We start from the raw sequence: 23,342 nt of genomic DNA, 5'->3' as shown, positions 1-23,342 counted from the left end.
GATTCTTATCGATTGATCATATTCTGAAGCTTAAATTTTGTATATAAAATAACAAGCAAAATGCGTAAAAAGAATTGTGACAAAATTCTTTTTATTTTTAAAATTCATATAAATAAGCGCTTAAAGCTTGAATAATCTATAAAATAGTTAAAAATTGCAAAAATAATATTGTTCTCATCAGAATATTTGGCATATTGATTTAAAGCTAGGTTGAATCTGTCCATGGTTATAGGATCATCAATCAAGATTCAGAATAGGCAAGTATCACCGCATTAATAGAATTGAGGATTATCATATGACCAATAGCAATTATACAGAGCTTTCTTACTCAGACGATTGTGAAAAATACGTCAATCAATTTATTCAAGAATTTCCACTACGAAGTGCAGAAATTGGACAAGGCACTGTAATTAAACGGGCTTTACCGAGTCGACATAAACGTTTAATTGGCGCATGGTGTTTTCTGGATCATGCGGGTCCAGTGACTTTTCCTCAAGGCGAAGGGTTGGATGTCGGTCCACATCCACATATTGGTTTGCAAACATTCACTTGGATGATTGAAGGCACCATGATGCATAGCGACAGTTTGGGCACTCAGCAATTAATTCGTCCCAAACAGGTCAATTTGATGACAGCAGGGCATGGTATTTCGCATACCGAAGTTGCTCCAGAAACTGAAACCCACATGCATGCTGCTCAGCTTTGGATTGCCTTACCAGATGATAAGTTGAATATCGAACCGCGTTTTGATCATTATCCAGAACTGCCCGTGGTAGAAAAAGATCAAATTGAATTTACGGTTTTAGTGGGAGAGTTTTTAGACACCCAGTCTCCTGTTGTTGTACATAGTGCATTGCTGGGCGTAGATTTAACCGCCAAAGAAACGACCACGACTCGAATTGTGCTGAATCCAGCTTTTGAATATGGATTTATGGCGTTGGAAGGCGGAGCAGTCGTCAATGGACATGAATTAAATGAAGATAATATGGTGGTATTGGAACCGGGTTTGCTTGAAATAGACATTGAATTACATGGCGGGAGTCGTATTTTGTTATTGGGTGGTGAGCCTTTTGAGTCGCCTATTTTACTGTGGTGGAATTTTGTTGGGCGCACCCAAGAAGAGTTGTATCAAGCGCGCGAACAATGGATTAATCAAGATGAGCGTTTTGGTCATATTCCCGATTACGAAGGCCCACGCTTAGAAGCACCGACATTTCCAGAAAGAATGCGGGCTTCAAAATAAAGACAGAATTCAGGAAATAGACATAGGATAATGGGTGCAACTTCTAACGGCCAGTATTTGGCTGAGCCGCGGTCGAGTATAAAGCAGCAGAGATACTTCATTTAACACCGATAGATAGATCAGCATTTTGAGGTGGGTCAAAGGTTCAGTTAGCGGCTCATGTGTAATGTAGCATCATTATCCTTGCATCTACGCTCATGGTCTTCAGTCAATGTTATAAAGTCATTTTTTTGTAGATGCGACTTTAACGAGCATCAACAAGCTGAAGTGTCGATTGAATTTCAGCTGTATTTTGTGTAAGCCTGATTGCAAAAATTAAAGAAAAAAGTTGTAGAGATTCTTGCTCAAACAGCTTTAACTCAGACCAGACTTATTAAGCGCGAGATGAAAACGGTGCTGGTTGAATTGACTGTAGCGTTATGCTTTTTTGTGTAAAGCAGGCTGTCTTTTTTTTAGGCCAATAGCGTATAGTCAATCCATAAAAATAGAGACCAGAATCATGATTACCTTACACCATTTAGATCAATCACGTTCATTTCGTATTTTATGGGCTTTAGAAGAATTGGGACTGGATTATCAGATTAAGTTTTACAAACGTCTGCCCAGTTTTATTGCACCTCCTGAATTAAAACAGATTCATCCTTTGGCTAAAGCACCCGTAATGACTGATGCAGATCAGACCATTGCTGAATCGGCTGTCATTTTAGAGTATCTCCAAGAAACTTATGATGTAGAGCAACAATTTAAACCACAGGATAAAGCAGACCAACTGCAATATCGTTATTTTATGCATTATGCTGAAGGGTCTTTGATGCCGCTTTTGGTCATGCAATTGGTGATGAATAACGTGCCTCAAAATGTGCCTTGGTTAATCAAACCAATTGCAAAAAAAATTACAGCAGGGGTGAAAGGCCATTTTATTCAGCCGCGTTTAAAAGATCATATTGCTTTTTTAGAAGATTATTTAGCACAGCATGATTATTTGGCCGGTCATTTTTCTTTTGCCGATGTTCAAATGGGTTTTCCGTTAGAAGCAATCCAATCTAGAATATCGGGAACCTATCCAAATATTGCGGCGTATGTAAAAAGAATCCAACAACGCCCGGCTTATCAAAAGGCACGTTTAAAAGAACAGAATTTAGGTTAATAAATATATCTACACACTGCGATATTTTGCCGAATTTGATTCGGCAGATTATTCTGTCATTTGATACAGACGTTCTTTGGGAAATATCGCTTTAAAAATAGATCCTTGATTTTCTTTAGATTCAATTTCTAAGTATGCACCGTGTTGCATCAACACATGTTTGACAATTGCCAAGCCTAAACCAGTGCCTCCAGTTTGACGACTACGGGCGCTATCCACTCGATAGAACCGTTCAGTTAAACGTGGCAAATGTTTTGGATCAATACCAATACCCGTATCTTGTACAGTAAAAATGCCCTGTTCACCATCGTCATGCCAACCCATGGTGATGGTTCCACCTTTGGGTGTGTACTTGATTGCATTGGTAATGAGGTTGCTAAATGCACTGGCCAGTTCCATATCTGAACCAATCAAGTCACAGTGACTATCAATATCCAAATTTAAAGTATGATTATAATCCACGTTATAGGCCTGAGCATCATCAAACAATTGATTCATTAAACTGGGCATTTCAATGATTTGATTTTTGGCAATTTGTTTATTACTTTCTAAACGTGACAATAACAATAAATCATTCACCAAGGCATTCATGCGTTTATTTTGTGCCTGCATCTGGTCAAAAGCACGTTTCCAACGTGGATTAAGGTCTTCTTGATCGAGAAAGGTTTCGATATAACCACTGAGTACTGTGAGAGGCGTGCGTAATTCATGCGAAATATTATCGACAAAGTCTTTACGCATTTGCTCTAGATTATGCATTCGCGTTACATCATAGGCCACCAGTAAGCGACTTTCGCCGCCAAAACGGGTCATTTTAACTTGCACATAATGGTCTTCAAAGGCAGAAGATTTCATTTTCAAGCCATCGGGTGCTTGATCGATGTGGTTAAAATATTCAATAAAACTGGGTTGACGTAAAATGGTTAAAATATTACGACCACGGTCTAAAGTTTGAATTCCCAAAAGCTTTTCTGCTGCGGGGTTCCACCATTCAATTTGTTGTAATTCATCAATTAACACCACTGCTTCAGCCAGTGCAACCAATGACGATTGCGCTCGATCAATTAGACCAACCATTTCTGCTTGTACAATGCGTTCCTGACGTTGTGCGCGGTAAACATTGAATAGCAAGGCCCCCCAAATCCCATGTAGGTTGGGAGGAACATCATAGGGACGATTGGAAATCCATTCATTAACCAAATACAGTGAACGTAATTGCAAGGTAAAAAATATTAAAAAAGCGCTAAAAATACAAATCCAAAAATACCCAAGCCCAATTCCGACACATGCTGCAATGAGCAGTAAAAAAGCCAGTAATCGCAAATCTTGTTTGGCAAAAGCCCATAAGCTACTGTAACGGAATTTTTTATGTTCACGTGCAAGTTCTGGGACGGGGTACGGTTCATACATAAAACACGATTTACCTAAAATGATTAACCTAGAGCGACATCCGCACGGGTCGAAAAGCGATAACCCGTACCACGAACAGTTTGTACAAAACGATCAGCTCCATAAGGTTCTAGCACTTTACGTAAGCGACGAATATGGACATCAATCGTGCGGTCTTCAATATAAACATTTCCACCCCATACTTGGTCAAGCAATTGAGCACGGGTATAGGCACGTTCTGGATGGGTCATAAAGAAAGCCAATAAACGATATTCTGTAGGCCCCATCTCTAAAATATTTTGACCAAAACTAACGCGCTGACTGACTGGATCTAAGATTAGACCATTGGCATCAATGGTTTTCTCACCACTTAATGCATTTGCACGGCGTAATACCGCTTTAATGCGTGATACCAATTCTCGGGTCGAAAAAGGTTTGGTCATGTAGTCATCTGCACCTGCGTCCAGACCTTGAACTTTATGGTCTTCTTCGCCACGCGCAGTGAGCATGATCACTGGAATTTCAGTTAAATTTTCATCACGTTTTAAACGACGACACAAGTCGACGCCACTGATTCCACCAGGAAGCATCCAATCCAGTAAAATGAGAGAAGGACGTTGATCGACAATCATTTGATGTGCCTGTTTTGCATCTTCGGCTTGTAAACATTGAAAGCCTGCCATATCGAGAGACGTATGAATCATCTCTCGAATGGGAAGTTCGTCATCGACGATTAATATATAGTCATCTTTCACAACGCAATATCCTATTTGATGTTAACGGTGAACCGTTTTGTATTTATGACAGGCTTATTACAAAGATTAATTATGACAGTATGATTGCAGAAAAGGGAATGAATGATACTTTCGCAAACAAATGTGACAATTTTAAGACGGTTAAAACAACTTTTCTTGCTAAATTTTTATTTAAAATTAATAAATTTCATAACTTTATGCATAGAATATAGATGAATATCAATTCTAAATTTCTTTTTAAATATTTTTACCCTTTTCTTCAAAAGTATTGACCAAAGACAGAAAAACAATACTACATGAGGACAATACCTCATCCATGGACTGTTTAAAGCCACTCATGACCCATCGAATAGCAATTTGGGTAATATATCCATTTAGACCTGTGGCGATTAAAGAAATTTCACGTTCTGAGCGTTTAATATGCGGCATCGTCAACATCACAAATGCATGGATCATGCGTTCAAAGCGCGACATAGTTTCATGAATAGTGGCTTGGTTATGTAACTCTTGAACCAACATAGCATCAATATAAATAATACGTGCCATCCCCGGATTATTTTTCAAAGTGGTGAGTAAAGCAGTCAAACCTGATGCAATCATTTTTTCTGGAACAGGTGATGCTTGCATAATAGCTTGCATGACATTTTGTTGTAATTGATCAATTAAAGTTAAAAAAATGGTTTGAAAAAGTTCATCACTTTTCTTAAATGATTCATAAAAATAACGTTCTGTTAGCTTGGCTTCATTACAAATATCTTTCACCGTTACCGCAAAAAAACCCTGACGACCATAAGCCTCAATGCCTGCCTGAATTAATTTTTCACGACGTGCCTGTTTGCGCTCTGTTAAAGATAAACCTTTAAATTGACGTTCTTTGGTTTTTACAGATTTATTGTTTTTTTCTTCAAGATTTGTCTGCTGTTCAGTCATAAAGGTCATATGCCAAGTTCAATCTAGATATGTTGCTATCTTAGCAATATTTTCCGCCTACACCTATGCAGGAAATGAAAAGCGAGTGCTATTTTCAATTGAGTTTGGTGATTTATTATATTGACAATACACATTGTCAAAATTATATTAATGAAAGCAACTGACATCATCACGGCAGAAAAAGAAGCAACTGGTTGAGATGGATGATGCAGATCATTAAATAAGGATGAATCATGAAAAATTTTAAAAATAAAGTGGCCGCAATTACTGGGGCAGGTTCAGGTATTGGTCAGCAATTGGCAATCCTGTTGGCAAAACAAGGCTGTCATTTGTCATTAAGTGATGTGAATGAGCAAGGTTTGGCGCAAACAGCAGAGCTGGTCAAAAGCAGCAACGTTCGGGTAACAACAAAAAAAGTGAATGTTGCAAATTTGGAAGAAATACGGACTTGGGCGCAGGACACTGTACAGAATCATGGTTCTATCAATATGATTTTTAATAATGCGGGCGTGGCGCTCGGTTCGACAGTTGAAGGTGCGAGTTATGAGGAATTGGAATGGATTGTAAATATTAACTTTTGGGGCGTGGTCTATGGCACCAAGGAGTTCTTGCCACTGATTAAAAAGTCAGGTGAAGGACATATTGTAAACATTTCAAGTTTATTTGGTTTGACCGCTCAACCGACACAGTCGGCCTATAATGCCACCAAATTTGCGGTACGTGGTTTTACCGAATCATTGCGTCAGGAATTGGACATGGAAAACTGTGGTGTGAGCGCACTATGTGTCCATCCGGGTGGTATTCGAACCAATATTGCCAATGCTGCTAAAATGAATGATAGCTTACGCACTTTGGGACTCAATCCTGAAAAATCAGCTCAGACTTTTAATAAATTATTACGTTGTCCGCCTGAAGAAGCAGCACGTCAAATTTTAGAAGCTGTACAAAAAGATAAACGTCGTTTATTGATTGGGAACGATGCAAAGACTTTAGATTTAATCCAGCGGATTTTACCGACAGGCTATCAAAAAGTAACGGCCTTGGCGACCAAATGGAGCCAAGGAAAAGGGCAATAAAATTTTTCTAAAATGAAAAAGTCCGCATGAGGCGGACTTTTTTATCACCAAGAAACCAGTTTATCTTTATTGAAAGTCGATTGATCTAGAAGATTGTGCAAGGTTTTTATAGAAAGTGCCTGCAATAGGATTTGGCTTTTTAATTCTTCTTTTAATTTTTATATATCTGAAATGCAGTATAAGAATGTCAATTTTTTGACAGATATGAATAAGTAAATTCTTCATGATGATGCCACAGACACACTGTCTATCAGATATAGATCAATGAGGGATTGAACATGAGCATTCAATATCAACACATTCAAGTTAAAGCGATTAATGGGCGTATTGGCGCAGTGATTGAAGGTGTAAAATTATCATCATCACTTGATGCTACAGTGGTACAAGAAATTAATCAGGCCTTACTCAAACATAAAGTCATTTTTTTTAAACATCAGTCACATTTGGATGATGTTGAGCAAGAGGCTTTTGCTGCGCGTTTGGGCAGGCCTTTGAATCATCCGACTGTTCCTGTGAAGCAAGGTTCAAATCATATTTTAGAGTTAGATTCACGTGGCGCACGGGCAGACAGTTGGCATACAGATATTACCTTTTTAGATGCTTATCCAAAAGCACCCATCTTACGCAGTATTGTTGCACCAGAGGTTGGTGGAAATACTGTTTGGGCCAATACCACAACGGCCTATAATGATTTGCCAGAAGAACTCAAAACCTTGGCAGAAAGCTTAAGAGCCATTCACAGCAATAATTATGATTACGCAGCCAAAGCCAGTGTGCCTGCTGAAGTATTGGCAAAGTATAAAGATTTCTTTAATTCGACAGAATACGAAACTGAGCATCCCTTGGTGCGCGTGCATCCAGAAACAGCTGAAAAAACCTTAGTCCTTGGTCATTTCTTTCAAAAATTTGTGGGCTATAGCCAAGCTGATTCGCGCCGTTTATTTGATATATTCCAAAATTATGTAGAAAAACTGGAAAATATTGTCAGTTGGCGTTGGGAAGCGGGTGATATTGCCATTTGGGATAATCGTGCAACACAACACCGTGCAATTAATGACTATGGAGATCAGCACCGTGTAGTTCGCCGGGTCACTTTAGAAGGGGATATTCCGGTCGGTGTTGATGGTCAATTGAGTCAAGTCATTCGTAAAGAAGTAAAACGCGATGTGTCTGACTACCGTTATGTCGCGTCAGAAGTCGATTATGAAAAAGTTTCATAATAAAAGCTGATTGATTGACAAGGTTTGCAGATAAAGCGAAAACCAATCAAGAATAAATGATTCGTCAGCCTAAAATAATCCATCTAATATTAATTTTGAAAATATTGGATGGATCAATAATGGGGCTTCATAATTTAAATGAAAAAATGAATAATCAGATATTAAGAAATATTTTTAAAACATTATCTGATGATCATATTTATTCTATTTTAGAATCTTCATTTATTAAAAAATACCAAAAAGGTGATTTAATATTAAATAAAAATAATTGTAGAGAATCAGTTTTTATTTTACTCGATGGGATTATCCAAATTGGATATTTAAGCCCATCGGGTCGTTTTCATGCTTTTAATTATTTTTCAGAAAAGAGCCCAATAAATTTATTGGCCTGCATTAATCAACAAGTTGTTGATTATGATTATTATGCCTTTAATCAAGTCAAAATATTACATATTCCTATATTGGTTTTTCAAACAGAAATGAGCAGGAATAATGCATTAAAACAAGATGCTTTGCATATTTTAAGTCTGCGTATGCAAGATCTTTTACAGCAACTTAAATTTATGCAAGTTGCTAGTTTACATCAAAAAATTTGTAAAATATTGTTCGATTTTTCGCATCAATATGGTATTAATCACCATTTGGGTACTGAAATTGGTTTAAAGATCTCACAGCATGATTTGGCTGATTTACTATCTTATTCTAGGCAAACCATTAATAAAGAAATAAAGAAATTAAAAACACAGAATGTTATTTTTTGGCAATATGAAAATATTATTATTAAAGATCAAGATTATCTAAAATATCAGATAAATTGGATTTAAAATCACTTTTTTAGATTTTATAAAATAAGATATAAAAATCAAATTATATTATTTTGGGGAATATAAAAAATAGGCCATAGTGATTCCAACGAAAACAGCAGGAATTAAAAATGACTATTCAATCTATTAATGTACGTAATCAAATTAAAGGCACAATTCAGGAAATTGTAAAAGGTGATGTTGTTTCAGAGGTGGATGTAGTAACGGCATCGGGTGTATTTACTTCAGTGATTACCACTCGCTCAGTGGAAGAGTTGGATTTACAGATTGGCAGCCAAGTGCTTGTACTGATTAAATCGACCGATGTATCGCTTGCCAAGCTGTAGGTATTTGTTTTCCATGAAGAACTATATAACAAAAAGTGCAGGCGTATTGACCTTACTCAGTGCCAGCATTGCCATCAGCCATGCAGATGCCGATGTCGCGCAGTTACAGCAGCAAGTCAGCCAGCTTGAGCAGTCGCTGAAGCAGTTAAAAACAGAATTGGGGCGTATACAGGGGCAGAACCAGACAACAGCACTAGCAGATACCGAGGGTGTTGATGCTGAACTGACATCGGAAGGTGGAGATGATCAAAGCTTTGTCACCCGAGCAGAACTGCAAGGCTTACAGAGTGATATTGAAAACTATAAATATCAAGTGCAACGTGAGCGTGATACCAAAACGGCATTATCAACCCGTCAATTATTGATCAATGGCGTGGTGCAGGCCAAAGCGTCTTATCTCGATGAGGCTCAAGTTACACAGCCACAAGGTCAAAATACGGGTTCTGCGGTGAATAATCGTCGTTCATCTTTTGATTTGGGGGCAGTGCAAGTTGGCTTTGCGGGAAACCTGTTTAAAGATTATGAGCAGGGTAAAAATCTAGACTTCAATTTGCGCTTTGGTACATCACCACAAACAGGAACCAATAATAGTTATCTGAATTTATTGGATGCGCAGCTGATTTATAACGTGCTGCCGACCTTAAGTGCAGATACAGGTCGTTTGACTGTCACCTTGGGTCAGCAATTATTGCCTTTTGGGCAGGAAGTGCAAGCGACTGAAGATTTAAAACCAACCATCAACAATGCATTGTTTAGCTTACCTGGTTATGGCTATGGTTTGGCGCTGCGTGAAGTCGGTTTGATTGTGCGTGGAGATGCTTTACCTACGGTCGATTATGGTTACAACTACCGCTCACCTATGATCAGTTATGCCTTTGGTTTGGTGAATGGCAATGGTGCCAATAAGTCGGATGACAATGATGATAAAAACTTGATTGGACGCCTGCGTTATACCTTGCCTGCGGAATATAACTCATGGCTACGTGAGCTAAGTTTTGGTGTGTCGTGGTATCAGGGTAAGAGCAATTTGTTTGATACCTCAGGTGCTTCAGCCTCTTTTGCGGGCAAAGGCGATGTGTTGCGTAAAGGTTTTGATATTTATTATAACCATCATCCTTTTGGCGCAACCTATGAATATGTTCAAGGTGAAGATCAGACGTATAGCCATCAAACAGCATCGGTCTATCAGCGTGAAAGCGAATCTCATACCGGCACATTATTCTGGAACTTTGGGGAACAATTCGTAAAAGGTTTCCGCAACCAAGGTCGCTATGACGACTGGTGGCCAAAGTCTTATCAAGGTTTTTATCGTTTTGACAGCATTGATCGTGACAAAAATGCATCCAATCAAACTATTGATATTCACGGCGTGGGTCTGAATACATTCTTTGCAGAAACCACCAAATTCCAAGTGAATTTAAACCATATCAATAATGAAATTACCAACAAGAGTTATAACGAGCTGGTCGCACAGCTTCAATACGGTTTCTAAATGTTTTAAATTGAATTCAGAGGAAAGGCTAGAGATGTACAAGTGGACTAAAATTTTATTTACAGGTGTACTCGCAGTAACCACGTTGGTGCCGACTGTTCAGGTCATGGCTGCTGAAGCTAAGCCGAGTGTCATTCGTTTTGCATCACCTTATGTCGGTACCGGTAACCGTCCAGTCGGTTATGGCAACTATTATTCCACCACACAAACTTTGGGTTTGATTGAAAAAGAATTTCAAAAAGATGGGATTAAAGTGCAGTGGAATAACTTTAAAGGCGCAGGTCCTGCCATTAATGAGTCCTATGCCAATGGCTTAGTCGATATTACTTGGTTAGGTGATTTACCCGCCTTGATTGGTAAGGCCAGCCGTTTAGATACCAAATTGATTGCGATTGGTGGTACCAGTGACAACACCTATTTGGCTGTACCGACAGGATCAAGTGCAAAATCAATAGTAGATTTAAAAGGTAAACGTATTGGATTCTTTAAAGGAACCAACCTGCATTTATCAATCATTAATGTGATTAAGAAATACGGTTTAACTGAAAAAGACTTCCGTTTTGTCAATATGGATGGTCCTGTCGGTTATGCAGCCTTAGCCAGTGGTGATATTGATGCTATTTGGAGTAATCAAGCCTTATTACCCGTGGTTGATCGTGGTATTGCCAAGATTATTTACACGACTAAAAAAGAACCGGATGTCTATAAGCTCTCTGGTTATGTGTTGGTGAATTCAAAATTTGAACAAAAATATCCTGAAACCGTACAGCGTGTCGTGAATGTACTGGTCAAACAAGCTGCATGGGAAAGTGATCCGGCTCATAAAGATGCTTTATTCAAAACGTGGTCCAAATCTGGCTTATCGTTTAGCAATATTGCCAAAGCCAATGCAGGTGTGGATTTAAAGCGTCATAGCGCGCCCATTTTTGATGCTTACAATGTGACTTTAATTAAGCAAAAGCTCAAAGCGGGGCAAGATTTGAAATTGATCCGAGGCAATATTGATGTCGATCGCTGGATTGAGCCGAAATATGTTAACAATGCGTTGAAAAGTCAAAACTTACAGAATTTCTGGACGCCTTTAAATGCCAGTGGCAAATAAGCCATTGGCCCGCTTAAGGAGCATCGTGGATGTTACAAGAACTTGAACTGAGCAGAACAAAATTAGAAACTCCATCCAGCACAGAAAACACACAAAAAATCTGGGCATGGCTCAGTCAGCACTGGGCAGTGCAGTGGAGCATGGGTCTCATATTCCCAATTGGATTGCTCTGGCTATGGCAGATTGCTGTGGCAAAAAACTGGGTAAATCCTTTGTTGTTACCTTCGCCAGAATTGGTCTGGATAGCCCTAAAAGACTTATACAGTAGTGGTGAACTGTGGAGCAATCTTCGCGTAAGTTTGATTCGTATTGCGTATGGGTTCAGTGCTGGCATATTACTGGCCTTGGCTTTGGGTTTAATCATGGGTTTATCACGTCGAGCCGAAACCTATATTTGGCCGACCTTTAAAGTCATTAATTTAGTGCCTGTCGTAGGTTGGATTCCCTTGCTCATCTTAGTGGTGGGAATTGATGAAGCCTTAAAAATTATTCTAATTGCCAAAGCGGCTTTGGTGCCTATGACCATTAATGTCTTTAAGGGTGTACGCAATATTCCACAGCCCTTAACTGAGGTGGCACAGGTTTACCAATTGAGAACGTGTTCAAAGTTTAAAAATCTCGTTTTGCCTGGTGCATTCGTGAGTTTTATAGGCGGATTACGTTTATCACTGGCCAGTGCATGGGGGGCTTTGGTTGCGGTGGAATTGTTGGCTTCTAGTGAAGGGATTGGCTATGTCATGGTCTATGGCAGGCAAATTTTTCAGCTAGATGTGGTCATGGCGACGGTGATTGTGATTGGTTTGGTGGGTTTTGCTTTTGATGTGTTGATCAGCCTTTTACAAAAAAAATTCCGTGGTTGGGACAAGGCCATATAAGCAGGTGAACTCATGAAAAAATTTGATTATCGAGGCTGGGTCATTCCACTCATTTTATTTGGAGTGTGGTCACTGGTGACAGCAAAACAATGGGTCGATCCAGCGCTATTGGCACCACCTAAACAGGTTTGGCAGGCATTTTTAAATGGTCTTCAGTCTGGTGAATTGTATGAAAATGTGATTGCCAGTTTGTTAAGAAATAGCACTGGTTTTGTTGCGGGCGGTTTAATTGGGACAGGTTTAGGTTTGCTATTGGGTTTAAATATCTGGCTAGATCGGTTTTTTTCACCGACATTGAATGCCATTAAACATGTCGCGGTTTTTGCATGGATTCCACTCATGATCATGTGGTTTGGTCATGGTGAACTCTCTAAAGTCATTTTTATTGCCTTGGTGGTGTTCTATCCCGTGTTTTTTAATACCTATGATGGCGTAAAAAATGTGCCGAATAAAATTAGAGAGGTGGCACAGATTTTCCAATTGAGTCCTATCAGTACATTTTTTAAAGTGATTTTGCCAGCCGCTGCACCCAGTATTTTTGCTGGTTTAAATATTGCATTGGTGTTCTCTTGGGTCGCAACGGTGGGAGCAGAATATTTCTTTGTATCATCGTTAGGTGTGGTTAACCCGATTTTGGATGGGCAAAATCTGTTTCAAATGGACGTTGTATTGTATGGAATGGTGGTGATTGCTGTGGTGGGTTTAGTATTTTCCAAAGCAGCTCAGTTTTTCGAGAATTATAATTTACGTTGGCGTCAGGCCGTAAATAAAAAAAGTTGAGGGTATAACATGAATCAATCAGTCAATATTCTAGGTCATGTTCAGATTCAAAAATTAGATAAATTTTTTCCCCAAGAGGGAGAAGCCTTACAAGTGTTGGAACAGATTAATTTAAATATTCAGCCCGGTGAATTTATTAGTATTGTAGGCAATAGTGGTTGTGGGAAATCAACACTTTTGCGCTTATTGGTGGGCTTAGATGCAGACTTTCAAGGCAGTATTTTAATTGATGGAAAGCCCATTCAAGGCACCAGTTTAGAACGTGGTATTGTCTTTCAGGATCACCGACTTTTTCCATGGTTAAATGTAGAGCAAAACGTGGCTTTGGCGTTAGAACAAAGTTCACTTTCTAAAACTGAAAAACAGGAATTAATTGATTATCACCTCAATTTGGTACAACTCAGCTCATTTAAAAAAGCCTATCCAAGTCAATTGTCTGGTGGGATGAGTCAGCGTGTCGCGATTGCGCGTAGCTTGGTCAATCGTCCACAAATTTTATTGCTGGATGAGCCGTTTGGTGCCTTGGATGCTTTAACCCGTGCCAACTTACAGCAAGAGTTACAACGCATTTGGCAGTCCGAAAAAATCACCACCATTTTGGTCACACATGACGTAGAAGAAGCAGTACTTTTAGGGGATCGAGTGGTGGTCATGCAACTGCACCCAGGACGGATTAAACGGATTGTGCCTATACATTTAGAGCGCCCCCGTAAACGTGAAGACTACCGTTTGGCTTCTATTAAAAATGATATTTTACGAGACTTCCAAGGGCATATTGATGTGCTACCACATGAATTGGATCAATATAAATTGTCGTGGTAAACAGACAGCTCTTATAAAAAAATCCTGCAATAAGCAGGCTTTTTTTATTTAAATTTTTCACTTGATCCATCAAAAGATTAAAAACAATGAATTCCAAATTAGATTAAGGCTTTAACGGCTTTTTTCTTCCAGAAAAATTGATAATACAGTCCTTGTAAAATACACAGACTAACAAAGGCCAAAGCATAAGCATACCAAATACCTTTTAAGCCCCACCATTCACTAAACAAGTAAGCAAAAGGGACTTCAATAAATAAAATAGCCACAATATTAATGATCATGGGCACGGTAACCGTACCACTGGCACGCATAATAGAAGCGAAAATGGCACTTGCGCCAAAGAATAAAATAGACCACAGCACAATAAATAGCAGTTGTTGACCCAAGACTACAACTTGCGGATCAGTAATAAACAGCGCCATTAAGTACTTAGAAAATAAATAAGCCAAAGTCACTAAAGCACCAGTAATCGCAATATTCATCCCCAAGGCTGTACGGGTAACTTTGTTCAGTAATTCTGATTTGCCTGCACCAATCGCTTGAGCCGCAAAAATAGAGGCCGCGATTGAAATAGAGAGGGCGGGGAATTGAATATAATTCAATACTTGATTTACTGCCCCATAGGCTGCGGTCGCATCAGCTCCATAACGGTTCACTAAGCCGACAATGACTAGACCTGCAATGGAAGTGGTCATCATTTGAATACCTGTGGGTATGCCTAAGCGCAGAATAATTTTACTCAGTTCGGGCTGATGACGAACATGTTTCATTAAAGCCAAATCTGGACGCAAAGGATGATCGGTTCTATTTAAATAGATATATAAAAAAATCAGAGCGATCAAGAAACCAATGGTGGTGGCAATCGCAGGCGCAATAATGCCCAATTGGGGAAAACCAAACTTACCTAAAATCAGCACAGGCGTAATAATTAATCCTGTACCAATGGTCATGGCCGAGGCAATCAATGGAGTGGTACTATCGCCGACCCCACGCAGAATAGAGGTATAAATAATATAGATAAACAGGAGTGGACTACCGGCCAACATCCACTGGACATAGGGAACTGATAAATGCAGTACATCGGGTGCTGTACCCAAAGCCAACAGAATAGATTTGGTAAAAAAAACGCCCAAGAACGCAATAAGTATGCCCCCAATGAGGGTCATGTATAAAGTCGAGCCGACGACACAGCGAACCTTTTCTACATTTTTTGCGCCCCAAGCTTGTCCGACCAACACGGTTGCGCCAGCAGATAAACCAATCACAAAGGCCATGAGACAAAACACAATAGGAAAAAAAACGGCAACGGCGGCAATGGCATGTACACCTAGCATTTGCCCAACAAAGATCGTATTAATTGTACCTGACAGGTTTTGTAGAATATTGGTCGCGATCAAAGGGAGTAGAAAAATTAAGAAGGTTTTCCATAGTTTTTGTTGTTTGACGAGCGGTTGATGCTCTGGCATACGCAATCCTTTGATATTTTATTGTTGGCGGTGTTTTGTTGTTTACATTAGCATATTTGTCATAAAAAAAGCCTGAGCTTTTAAGTAACTCAGGCTTTAAGTTTAATTTTTTAATTTATAGCATTATACCGCGGATAAAATCTGTCCTGCTTGCTGGAGCGTGGCTTGTTTTTTTGCAAAACAAAAACGAATTAAGCGCAAATTTTCAGGCGGTTTTTGATAAAAAACAGAAACGGGAATCGCAACAATACCGTGTTGTTCTGCTAAATATTGACACATCGCGACATCATTTAAATCAGGACGGATGGTGCTGTAATCTAAATTTTGAAAATAAGTGCCTGGTGATGGTGTGAACTGGAAACGTGATTCTTTTAAACCTGCATTGAACATATCGCGTTTGGCTTGATAGAAGTTTGCAAGTTCCGCAATATGTTCAGGATGTTTGGCCATAAATGTAGCCAAAGCCATTTGTACAGGGGTGACCCCGCAGAAATTAGTAAATTGATAAATCTGACGAAATACTTGCATGAGTGCGGGTGCTGCAATGCAATAACCCGTTTTCCATCCTGTGACATGAAAGGTTTTACCAAAAGAGCCCACGACAAAACTACGTTCACGGAGTTCTGGGAAGCACAGCGCTGAATAATGTCTTTTTCCATCATAAATGAGATGTTCATAGACCTCATCAGACAGCACAACGATATTTTTATCTTCAATCAGTGTAATCAGTTGTAGCCAGTCTTGCTTTGCCCAAATGGCCCCTGTCGGATTGTGAGGTGTATTTACAATGATCATACGGGTTTTATCATTTATGGCATGCTGTACTTGATTCCAATCCACATGAAAATCAGGAGTTTGCAACGGAATATGTACTGCTACACCACCAGCCAATTTCACACTCGGGGCATAACTGTCATAGCTTGGGTCAAAAATAATGACTTCATCGCCAGGATTGACCACGGCATGAATCGCACTAAAAATACCAATGGTTGCTCCCGGTGTAATAGTTATTTCACTGATAGGATCAATCTGTAATTGATCGCGTTGTAAAAATAATTTGGCCAGTTGTTCACGTAAAATCAGCAAGCCATCACCTGCTGCATACTGATTAAATCCATCCTGTGTTGCTTGACCTAAGGCCTCTAATAAAGCGGGTGGGGCAGGAAAGTCTGGAAAGCCTTGAGACATATTTAAAGCATTCAAACGCTGTGCCATCGCACTCATAACGCTAAAAATAGTGACACCTTGGTCAGAGAGCTTGGAATGGATATTGAGCATAATCTGAACTCACCTAATGACTTTTTGATGTTTTTTGATTGTAGGCGCAAGTGGGAAAAGGTTGAATAAAACTGCGTAAATTTAATAAAGCCCCGTTTTTTATCTAGCGCATGATTTCTTCGAGAGGCAAACACATTTATCCACCCATAAAACTAAAAGGTAGCTGTACCAGCAGCTACCTTTCTACTCAATCTTCCAAAAGCTCTGCTAATAATTCTTCACTCGGCGCGAAATAATAGGCACCATCCAAAGCAGTTACAAAATGTAAAAGCCGATCGTGAATTCCATCGCCGCTTGTACCAAACATACGTAGAAGCATGCGATCAATACGTGTGAGATCTTTGGTATAGGCAATAAAAAATAAACCTTGATCCCCCTGACCATCCCCATAAGGCAAAGAATGACGTAAAATTTCTAGCTCTTCACCCTGTTCATTCTCAATTACAGTGCGGGCAACATGCGCATTTTCGGGCTTAACATCGTCATCCAATTCAATACTTTCAAGTTTAGTACGACCCATGACATGCTCTTGCGCATCTACTTTTAATTTTTTCCATTTTTCCAGATTGTGTGAATAACGCTGAGCAAAAATAAATGAGCCGTCGGCAAAAACACCTGCATCTTCGCCCAACAAGGCAGTTTCTGCACGATCATCTGGAAATTGAGGATTTTCTGTGCCATCAATAAAACCTGTAATATCACGACCATCAAAATAACGGAAACAAACGCGCTCATCTAAAACTTCAACTTTATCTTGAATGCCTTCAAAGAAAGATTGGCTGAGTGCAAAACAGATATCGGTTCGTTGCGAAGCGACGTGAATTATAATATCGGCAGGAACAACCGGCATTTGAAATGCCCCTTGAATGGGGGTCAATTGGGTAAATCCTTCAGGCGTTTGAGCATAGAGCTTGGCCCATAATTCGGGACCAAAAGCCACGCCAGTTTTAATTTGTGCATTCGGATGTTGAGTGATTAAACGGTCACGTGTACTAAATAAATCTTCTAATTTTTCTTTTAACTGTTGAATGCTTAAGTCTTTTAGGCGCAAAACAATAAACCGAGCATGATCTGAAGGTAACGGTAAAATTACAGATTGGGCGGTCATACATGGCTCCTAAAATCATTTTATGAAATATATAATGGACTTTATTGTGCCTGATCGATGCTTAACTGAATAGTCCAAATTTTATTTGATGATTTAATTTTTAAAACATGAAAAGTCATATAATGATGCCTCTTTTTATTTCCTGATTTTGTCATGTCTTACCAAATTTGGCTTGCCTACATGTTAGCGTGTTGGGTGATTAGTATTTCACCGGGAGCGGGAGCAATTGCTTCTATGTCGAGTGGCTTGAATTATGGCTTCCGACATGGTTACTGGAATGCAGTGGGTTTGCAACTGGCTTTGTTGGTACAAATTGGCATTGTAGCAGCAGGGGTAGGTGTTTTATTTGCCACGACGCCTTGGGCTTTTCTTGTGGTGAAATGGTTTGGTGTAGGATATTTATTATATTTGGCCTACTTGCAGTGGTGTGCACCCGTACACACGATAGAAATACAGCCAGAAATTCAATACAAATCGCGTGCAAAATTGGTAGGGTATGGTTTTCTGATTAATATGAGTAATCCGAAGGCGATTGTATTTTTATTGGCAGTTCTACCCCAATTTTTAGATTTATCTAAGCCACAGGGACTGCAATATGTAACGATGGTGACAATTGATCTGATCGTCATGGCAGGCTATACCGGACTGGCGGCTAAAGTATTGCGATTACTCAAGTCTCCAAAACAACAAAAATATATCAATCGAACTTTTGCGGTGTTATTTGGTTGTGCTGCTTTGCTGTTAAGTCTGCTGTCTCAGTAATGAAACCTCAGAAAAGGTTGATTTTACTCAATCAAGAGCAGCCGTAATATTTAGACAGAAAAATCAATTTTCAAACCAGCTCGAAAATAAATATGATCCTTAAAATACAGCAGTTAAGGGAAGTCTAACGGTGCTTCTTCATTTTTTGCAGCATAAAAATGAGTGCGAATAAAATAGCCATGGTGAGCACAATACTCAAACCCGTAGAAATATCTAAACCTGCACTGGACCAAAGTCCAACCGTAATCGCGATTTGTGCAAGAACAAAAGCCCAAATTACCATCTGCCGCGGGGAGTGAGCCAGTAAACGCGCAGTGAGTGCAGGAATGACCAATAAAGCACCCATCAGTAAAGATCCGACTGCACGTAAAGCCAATACGGTAAATAATGCCAGCAAAAGCATAAAGACCAGACGTTGCCATTTTGCATTTACGCCTTCACTGATGGCCATATCAGGATCAATCGCAATTTGAATTTGCGCTTGCCAGTTTTTATAAAGAACGATTAAAGCGACAACAATCACCAAAGCAAATATCGGCAAGTCTGACCATGAAATTTGCAGCAGATCGCCAAAGAGATAGCTCAGCAATTCTGGTCTTAAACTGGGAATATGTTGAATAAACAATAAACCAGAACAAAGCAAGGTCGCAGAACAGAGGGCGAGGAGGGCATCATTGGGTAGGCGTGGGTCATGTAAGATCCATAAAATAGCCACCAATAAAAATGCTAATAATGAGACACCGAACCAAAGTGGAAGACTCAATGCTCCTGCGATTGCAACACCAAGCAAAGTTCCATGCGCCATGGTATCTGCAAAAAAAGACATGCGTCGCCACAGCATTAAACAACCCAAAGGTGCCGTTAGAAAAACCAAGAGTGTGCCCATGGTCCATGCAGGTAACAACAATTGTAACCATTCCATCATGGCTTAGGCTTCCGGTTCGGGGTGAATATGTGGGCGAGTATCATGCTGACAGGGAACAGCACTATCTCCATGTGCGCAATGATCATGATGATGTTGATAAAATACTCGGTTGGTGCCAAAAATCGCTTGATATTCGGGGTGTTGCTGTACATTTTCAGGTGAACCACTACAGCAGATATGTTTATTTAGGCAGACCACACGGTGTGTCCCTTGCATTACCCATTGTAAATCATGCGATACCATCAGTACTGCACAGTTATATTTAAGTGGTAAACTTCTAACATATTCATATAGTTCGGCTTCAGATTGAATATCCAAACCTTGCATCGGTTCATCAAGTACCAAAATATCCGGTTGACGCAATAAAGCTCGCGCCAGTAATACTCGCTGTCTTTCACCACCAGACAATTGTTGAACAGCAGTATCCTGTAACTTAACAATACCAGTATCTTGGATAATTTCTTTTTTTCGCGCTAAATCACATTTTTCCAAAGCCAATAAATCTTTAACCCGCAAAGGCAAACTGTGCGATGGATTAAATTTCTGCGGAACATAAGAGAATTTTAATTTTTTTTGCTGATGGATTTGGCCTGCACTGGCTTTCACAATACCTAAAAGAACTTTAATTAAAGTGGATTTACCAGCGCCATTGGGGCCAATTAATGTGACAATTTCTCGCTCAAATAAAGCGAAATCAATATTTTTTAAAATGTCACGTTCATTCAGACGTACACTGATTTTATCTAGTGAAATCAGTGCATTGTTATTTTTTATTTGTTGCGACACTGCTGACATATTCCAGAAATTTCAATAATACTTTGATGGGCTGTAAATTGGTCAGATGCAGAAAGTGCATCTAATTGAGTTAATAAACCTTGTGCCGAAGCCTCTTTGACATTTTTACACTCAGTACAAATCAGAAAAGCAGCTTGATGTCCTTCACGTGGATGGCAACAGGGAATATAGGCATTAATCGAGGTCAAACGATGAATTAAGCCTTTTTCCAATAAAAAATCTAGCGTTCTATAAACAGTAGGGGGAGCAGCAGGACGGTCAGATTCACTTTTTATTTTGGCAAGTAAGTCGTAAGCACCCATTGGACCTGTTGCATTTAAAATCAAACCCAGCACTTCTTTGCGTAACGGCGTTAAACGTGCGCCTGTACTTACACATAAACTTTCTGCCTCAGCAAGACGTGTTTCGACATTATGATGGTCATGTACACCATGCAATGCATTGTGATGTTCGTGTGAACATACGCTCATAACCTAACCTCAAGTACGAATTTTATAAAAACAGAACAGCATTAAATCTTAACATGAAGCGACTCCTGTTTTGATTAGACATAGGTATTTTTGTAAATTTGTTATATTATAACATCTATTGAGTGTTTTGGTGATCGTGTTCATGTCCCGTTTTTTTGCTTTGTGGGTTTTAGCTTTGTTGAGTCCTTTAAGTTGGTCACAAAGTCTAGTGGTATCTACACACCCTATTTATCTAATTGCTCAAGAAATTACACAAGGGATAGAAGAGCCTGTTTTATTGTTGGCCGATCAAACTGGACATGATGTGACTTTAACACCAGTGCACCGTAAAATTATTCAGGATGCGGCAATTATTCTTTGGTTGGGCAAAGCGCATGAAGCACCGTTAGATAAATTATTATCCAATAACCCCAAAGCCATTTCGATTTTAGCATCGGATATTGTACAAGTGCTGCCGCAACGCAACACACGTGGTAAGGCATTGAACAATACAGTCGATACGCATGTCTGGTTAGACCCTAATAATGCCGTAAGAATCGGTTTTTTTATCGCAGCATTACGCTCGCAACAAGTCCCCGAACATAAAGACGCATATTGGGCGAATGCAAAACGCTTTGCACAAGAAATGCTTATGGCAGGGCAACAGTATAATAGCCATACACAAGCCAAAAGCTATTGGTCCTATCACGATGCTTATCAATATTTAGAACGCGCACTGAATTTGAAATTTGCAGGGGCATTAACGGATGATCCGCATGTCGCACCGACCATAGCGCAAATTAAGTATCTCAATCAGAGTCGACCAAATCGAAATATGTGTTTATTGGCAGAAGGTCATGCCAGTAAAAGTCAGTATCAAAAACTTAATCCAATTACATTTCAGGCTGTAGACGAACGCATGAATGGGGCAGGGGATTTTGTGCAGGCGTGGAAAGTATTGGCAGCACAAACACACAAGTGTGTGTTAAGTGCACAAAAATGATGCAAAAAATAAACAATGCTCTCATACCCTAAAATCTGTTTATATAATGAAAAAAATAGACTTAGATCGGGAAAAGATTGCATGTTCAAGGGTGTAACTCTATAATGCCATCGATTAAAAACGATCATCAGCTAAACTTGTCAAGCATAAATGCTGTGAGTGAATAAATAATGAGCCGAACTAGTCGCATGATTGATCGACGATTAGCGAAAGCTTTAGTCATTTTACAAGCAGGTATGATCCCTGTTTCAGCCTTGATAGCGTGGTTTTTGAAAGATACAACAGCAGCTTTAAGCGCAGCACTTGGTGCTTTTGTTTGCTGGCTTGCAAGTTGTTATTTTTCTTGGCAATCGTTTCGAGCGGCAGGTGCCCGTGCTTCAAAACAGGTTCTTTCGAACATGTATAGAGGCCTGATGGGTAAGTTTGCAATCGTGATTGTTGGTTTCATTTTAATTTTAAGCAATGTAAAACCGTTGTCAGCGGGAGCGTTGTTTTGTGGTTTTATTCTCGTTCAAGCCATGTCGTGGGTCGCTCCTTTTTGGGTGTCACGGCAACAAAAACGAGTATAGGCGCAACAAAAAATTGAAAAGTTTTTAGGAGATGGACGAGACGTCAAGCAGCACGCGACGTTCGTTCACTCTATTAGTATTTGACATTGACCAGGTGTGATTTATGGCTGCTGAAGAACATGCCCTTACTTCGACCGAGTATATCAAGCATCACTTGACCAATATGACCTATGGCAAGATGCCGGATGGCTCGTGGAAGTTGGCTGAGACTGCTGAAGAAGCTCAACAGATGGGGTTCACTGCTATTCACTTGGATTCAATGGGTTGGTCAATCACGCTAGGTGTGATTTTCTGTTTGTTGTTCTGGTGTGTAGCGAAAGCTGCAAACTCTGGTGTTCCTACCAAGTTCCAGTCAGCAATTGAAATGATCATTGAGTTTGTTGACTCAAGTGTTCGTGATACTTTCCACGGAAAGTCACGTTTGATTGCACCGCTTGCACTGACCATTTTCGTGTGGATTTTCCTCATGAATGCGATGGACTTAGTGCCTGTAGATTTCATTCCTCATTTAGCTACGATTATTGGTAGCAATGTATTTGGAATGGATCCACACAGCGTGTATTTCAAAATCGTACCAACAACAGATCCAAACATCACTTTAGGGATGTCTTTATCTGTATTTGCTCTCATCATTTTCTACAGTATTCGTGAAAAAGGTGTCAGTGGTTTTGTTGGTGAGTTGGCGCTGAATCCGTTCAATCCAAAGAATCCAATCGCTAAAGCGCTTTTAATTCCATTTAACTTGCTTTTGGAATTGGTAACTTTCCTTGCACGTCCAATTTCATTGGCTCTGCGACTGTTCGGTAACATGTATGCGGGTGAGTTAATCTTCATCCTGATCGCGTTACTACCGTTCTGGATCCAATGGGCATTGTCTGTGCCATGGGCTATTTTCCATATCTTAATTATTACGCTACAAGCATTTATTTTCATGATGCTGACTATCGTATATTTGAGCATGGCAAGCGAAAAGCATTAATGGTAATTGCCTAACTATCATAAGATG

Annotated in this window: 24 protein-coding genes; 15 read left to right on the top strand and 9 right to left on the bottom strand. The window is 39.6% G+C overall.

All coding sequences use genetic code 11. The features are described 5' to 3' along the window. Window positions 1–295 precede the first annotated feature (295 nt). Together H0S58_RS12845 and H0S58_RS12840 are read left to right on the top strand one after the other, a co-directional pair. Window positions 296–1,243, top strand: a complete 948-nt coding sequence (locus tag H0S58_RS12845; protein WP_195726698.1) for a pirin family protein — start codon at window positions 296–298, stop codon at window positions 1,241–1,243. A gap of 499 nt (window positions 1,244–1,742) precedes the next feature. Beyond that, complete coding sequence (locus H0S58_RS12840) at window positions 1,743–2,390, top strand: glutathione S-transferase family protein (RefSeq protein WP_092720249.1); 648 nt, start codon at window positions 1,743–1,745, stop codon at window positions 2,388–2,390. A gap of 48 nt (window positions 2,391–2,438) precedes the next feature. Here the strand turns inward: H0S58_RS12840 and phoR are convergent, their stop codons facing one another. The 3 genes from phoR to H0S58_RS12825 all read right to left on the bottom strand — a co-directional run bounded on the left by phoR (window position 2,439) and on the right by H0S58_RS12825 (window position 5,473). Further along, window positions 2,439–3,800, bottom strand: a complete 1,362-nt coding sequence (gene phoR / locus H0S58_RS12835; protein WP_193893104.1) for a phosphate regulon sensor histidine kinase PhoR — start codon at window positions 3,798–3,800, stop codon at window positions 2,439–2,441. Between the two features lie 23 nt (window positions 3,801–3,823). Then, window positions 3,824–4,534 (bottom strand): phosphate regulon transcriptional regulator PhoB, encoded by a 711-nt coding sequence (gene phoB, locus H0S58_RS12830; protein ID WP_053579031.1) that lies wholly within the window; start codon window positions 4,532–4,534, stop codon window positions 3,824–3,826. Between the two features lie 237 nt (window positions 4,535–4,771). Beyond that, window positions 4,772–5,473, bottom strand: coding sequence for a TetR/AcrR family transcriptional regulator (locus H0S58_RS12825; RefSeq protein ID WP_193893101.1), 702 nt, complete (start codon window positions 5,471–5,473; stop codon window positions 4,772–4,774). A 224-nt stretch (window positions 5,474–5,697) separates the two neighbouring features. On the opposite strand from H0S58_RS12825, the gene H0S58_RS12820 reads away from it, so the two are divergent. The 9 genes from H0S58_RS12820 to H0S58_RS12780 all read left to right on the top strand — a co-directional run bounded on the left by H0S58_RS12820 (window position 5,698) and on the right by H0S58_RS12780 (window position 13,981). Continuing rightward, window positions 5,698–6,540, top strand: coding sequence for an SDR family NAD(P)-dependent oxidoreductase (locus H0S58_RS12820; RefSeq protein ID WP_053579029.1), 843 nt, complete (start codon window positions 5,698–5,700; stop codon window positions 6,538–6,540). Window positions 6,541–6,818: 278 nt separating this feature from the next. After that, window positions 6,819–7,760 (top strand): TauD/TfdA dioxygenase family protein, encoded by a 942-nt coding sequence (locus H0S58_RS12815; protein ID WP_195726697.1) that lies wholly within the window; start codon window positions 6,819–6,821, stop codon window positions 7,758–7,760. 56 nt (window positions 7,761–7,816) lie between these two features. Further along, complete coding sequence (locus H0S58_RS12810) at window positions 7,817–8,584, top strand: Crp/Fnr family transcriptional regulator (RefSeq protein ID WP_227592243.1); 768 nt, start codon at window positions 7,817–7,819, stop codon at window positions 8,582–8,584. A 110-nt stretch (window positions 8,585–8,694) separates the two neighbouring features. Further along, on the top strand, window positions 8,695–8,910 hold the full coding sequence (locus H0S58_RS12805) for a TOBE domain-containing protein (protein WP_092720242.1): 216 nt from the start codon (window positions 8,695–8,697) through the stop codon (window positions 8,908–8,910). A 13-nt stretch (window positions 8,911–8,923) separates the two neighbouring features. Then, window positions 8,924–10,402, top strand: a complete 1,479-nt coding sequence (locus H0S58_RS12800) for a hypothetical protein (RefSeq protein WP_195726696.1) — start codon at window positions 8,924–8,926, stop codon at window positions 10,400–10,402. A gap of 34 nt (window positions 10,403–10,436) precedes the next feature. After that, entirely contained in the window at window positions 10,437–11,504 is a 1,068-nt protein-coding gene (locus H0S58_RS12795) for an ABC transporter substrate-binding protein (RefSeq protein ID WP_092720235.1), read from the top strand. 29 nt (window positions 11,505–11,533) lie between these two features. Continuing rightward, entirely contained in the window at window positions 11,534–12,379 is an 846-nt protein-coding gene (locus H0S58_RS12790; RefSeq protein WP_195726695.1) for an ABC transporter permease, read from the top strand. Window positions 12,380–12,391: 12 nt separating this feature from the next. Continuing rightward, window positions 12,392–13,159, top strand: a complete 768-nt coding sequence (locus H0S58_RS12785; RefSeq protein ID WP_195726694.1) for an ABC transporter permease — start codon at window positions 12,392–12,394, stop codon at window positions 13,157–13,159. A 9-nt stretch (window positions 13,160–13,168) separates the two neighbouring features. After that, window positions 13,169–13,981, top strand: a complete 813-nt coding sequence (locus tag H0S58_RS12780; RefSeq protein ID WP_195726693.1) for an ABC transporter ATP-binding protein — start codon at window positions 13,169–13,171, stop codon at window positions 13,979–13,981. A gap of 98 nt (window positions 13,982–14,079) precedes the next feature. On the opposite strand, the gene H0S58_RS12775 is transcribed toward H0S58_RS12780, so the two are convergent. The 3 genes from H0S58_RS12775 to H0S58_RS12765 form a co-directional block, all read right to left on the bottom strand. Continuing rightward, a complete protein-coding gene (locus tag H0S58_RS12775; protein WP_195726692.1) occupies window positions 14,080–15,447 on the bottom strand; it encodes an MATE family efflux transporter in 1,368 nt (455 codons plus the stop codon). Between the two features lie 123 nt (window positions 15,448–15,570). Beyond that, window positions 15,571–16,725 (bottom strand): methionine aminotransferase, encoded by a 1,155-nt coding sequence (locus H0S58_RS12770; RefSeq protein WP_195726691.1) that lies wholly within the window; start codon window positions 16,723–16,725, stop codon window positions 15,571–15,573. A gap of 187 nt (window positions 16,726–16,912) precedes the next feature. After that, on the bottom strand, window positions 16,913–17,833 hold the full coding sequence (locus H0S58_RS12765; protein ID WP_195726690.1) for a Dyp-type peroxidase: 921 nt from the start codon (window positions 17,831–17,833) through the stop codon (window positions 16,913–16,915). Between the two features lie 153 nt (window positions 17,834–17,986). Between H0S58_RS12765 and H0S58_RS12760 the strand changes: the two genes are divergently transcribed. Then, window positions 17,987–18,595 (top strand): LysE family transporter, encoded by a 609-nt coding sequence (locus H0S58_RS12760; RefSeq protein WP_195726689.1) that lies wholly within the window; start codon window positions 17,987–17,989, stop codon window positions 18,593–18,595. Between the two features lie 124 nt (window positions 18,596–18,719). Here H0S58_RS12760 and znuB read toward each other — a convergent pair whose 3' ends face one another. Genes znuB through H0S58_RS12745 form a run of 3 tightly spaced genes read right to left on the bottom strand, consistent with a single transcriptional unit; the run spans window position 18,720 to window position 20,785 of the window. Continuing rightward, window positions 18,720–19,520: a zinc ABC transporter permease subunit ZnuB gene (znuB, locus tag H0S58_RS12755; RefSeq protein ID WP_195726688.1), complete on the bottom strand. Its 801-nt coding sequence runs from the start codon at window positions 19,518–19,520 to the stop codon at window positions 18,720–18,722. Between the two features lie 3 nt (window positions 19,521–19,523). After that, window positions 19,524–20,315: a zinc ABC transporter ATP-binding protein ZnuC gene (znuC, locus tag H0S58_RS12750; protein WP_053579023.1), complete on the bottom strand. Its 792-nt coding sequence runs from the start codon at window positions 20,313–20,315 to the stop codon at window positions 19,524–19,526. After that, complete coding sequence (locus tag H0S58_RS12745) at window positions 20,291–20,785, bottom strand: transcriptional repressor (RefSeq protein ID WP_053579022.1); 495 nt, start codon at window positions 20,783–20,785, stop codon at window positions 20,291–20,293. Before H0S58_RS12745 ends, znuC begins: the two co-directional genes overlap by 25 nt. A 142-nt stretch (window positions 20,786–20,927) precedes the next feature. Here H0S58_RS12745 and H0S58_RS12740 point away from each other — a divergent pair, with 142 nt between their 5' ends. The 3 genes from H0S58_RS12740 (at window position 20,928) to atpB (ending at window position 23,315) form a co-directional block, all read left to right on the top strand. Continuing rightward, complete coding sequence (locus H0S58_RS12740; protein WP_195726687.1) at window positions 20,928–21,767, top strand: metal ABC transporter solute-binding protein, Zn/Mn family; 840 nt, start codon at window positions 20,928–20,930, stop codon at window positions 21,765–21,767. Between the two features lie 170 nt (window positions 21,768–21,937). Continuing rightward, complete coding sequence (locus H0S58_RS12735; RefSeq protein WP_195726686.1) at window positions 21,938–22,336, top strand: ATP synthase subunit I; 399 nt, start codon at window positions 21,938–21,940, stop codon at window positions 22,334–22,336. Window positions 22,337–22,439: 103 nt separating this feature from the next. Further along, window positions 22,440–23,315: a F0F1 ATP synthase subunit A gene (gene atpB, locus H0S58_RS12730; protein ID WP_053579019.1), complete on the top strand. Its 876-nt coding sequence runs from the start codon at window positions 22,440–22,442 to the stop codon at window positions 23,313–23,315. Window positions 23,316–23,342 lie beyond the last annotated feature (27 nt).

Origin of the sequence: Acinetobacter sp. TTH0-4, from assembly GCF_015602665.1 — a bacterium.
Classification (GTDB): Bacteria; Pseudomonadota; Gammaproteobacteria; order Pseudomonadales; family Moraxellaceae; genus Acinetobacter; species Acinetobacter albensis.
This window is presented reverse-complemented; position numbering and strand designations above follow the sequence as displayed.

Coding starts and splice junctions, on each gene's coding strand:
- H0S58_RS12845 (WP_195726698.1), top strand. CDS start 296: ATGACCAATAGCAATTATACAGAGCTTTCTTACTCAGACGATTGTGAA.
- H0S58_RS12840 (WP_092720249.1), top strand. CDS start 1,743: ATGATTACCTTACACCATTTAGATCAATCACGTTCATTTCGTATTTTA.
- phoR (WP_193893104.1), bottom strand. CDS start 3,800: ATGTATGAACCGTACCCCGTCCCAGAACTTGCACGTGAACATAAAAAA.
- H0S58_RS12825 (WP_193893101.1), bottom strand. CDS start 5,473: ATGACCTTTATGACTGAACAGCAGACAAATCTTGAAGAAAAAAACAAT.
- H0S58_RS12820 (WP_053579029.1), top strand. CDS start 5,698: ATGAAAAATTTTAAAAATAAAGTGGCCGCAATTACTGGGGCAGGTTCA.
- H0S58_RS12815 (WP_195726697.1), top strand. CDS start 6,819: ATGAGCATTCAATATCAACACATTCAAGTTAAAGCGATTAATGGGCGT.
- H0S58_RS12810 (WP_227592243.1), top strand. CDS start 7,817: ATGATTCGTCAGCCTAAAATAATCCATCTAATATTAATTTTGAAAATA.
- H0S58_RS12805 (WP_092720242.1), top strand. CDS start 8,695: ATGACTATTCAATCTATTAATGTACGTAATCAAATTAAAGGCACAATT.
- H0S58_RS12800 (WP_195726696.1), top strand. CDS start 8,924: ATGAAGAACTATATAACAAAAAGTGCAGGCGTATTGACCTTACTCAGT.
- H0S58_RS12795 (WP_092720235.1), top strand. CDS start 10,437: ATGTACAAGTGGACTAAAATTTTATTTACAGGTGTACTCGCAGTAACC.
- H0S58_RS12790 (WP_195726695.1), top strand. CDS start 11,534: ATGTTACAAGAACTTGAACTGAGCAGAACAAAATTAGAAACTCCATCC.
- H0S58_RS12785 (WP_195726694.1), top strand. CDS start 12,392: ATGAAAAAATTTGATTATCGAGGCTGGGTCATTCCACTCATTTTATTT.
- H0S58_RS12780 (WP_195726693.1), top strand. CDS start 13,169: ATGAATCAATCAGTCAATATTCTAGGTCATGTTCAGATTCAAAAATTA.
- H0S58_RS12775 (WP_195726692.1), bottom strand. CDS start 15,447: ATGCCAGAGCATCAACCGCTCGTCAAACAACAAAAACTATGGAAAACC.
- H0S58_RS12770 (WP_195726691.1), bottom strand. CDS start 16,725: ATGCTCAATATCCATTCCAAGCTCTCTGACCAAGGTGTCACTATTTTT.
- H0S58_RS12765 (WP_195726690.1), bottom strand. CDS start 17,833: ATGACCGCCCAATCTGTAATTTTACCGTTACCTTCAGATCATGCTCGG.
- H0S58_RS12760 (WP_195726689.1), top strand. CDS start 17,987: ATGTCTTACCAAATTTGGCTTGCCTACATGTTAGCGTGTTGGGTGATT.
- znuB (WP_195726688.1), bottom strand. CDS start 19,520: ATGATGGAATGGTTACAATTGTTGTTACCTGCATGGACCATGGGCACA.
- znuC (WP_053579023.1), bottom strand. CDS start 20,315: ATGTCAGCAGTGTCGCAACAAATAAAAAATAACAATGCACTGATTTCA.
- H0S58_RS12745 (WP_053579022.1), bottom strand. CDS start 20,785: ATGAGCGTATGTTCACACGAACATCACAATGCATTGCATGGTGTACAT.
- H0S58_RS12740 (WP_195726687.1), top strand. CDS start 20,928: ATGTCCCGTTTTTTTGCTTTGTGGGTTTTAGCTTTGTTGAGTCCTTTA.
- H0S58_RS12735 (WP_195726686.1), top strand. CDS start 21,938: ATGAGCCGAACTAGTCGCATGATTGATCGACGATTAGCGAAAGCTTTA.
- atpB (WP_053579019.1), top strand. CDS start 22,440: ATGGCTGCTGAAGAACATGCCCTTACTTCGACCGAGTATATCAAGCAT.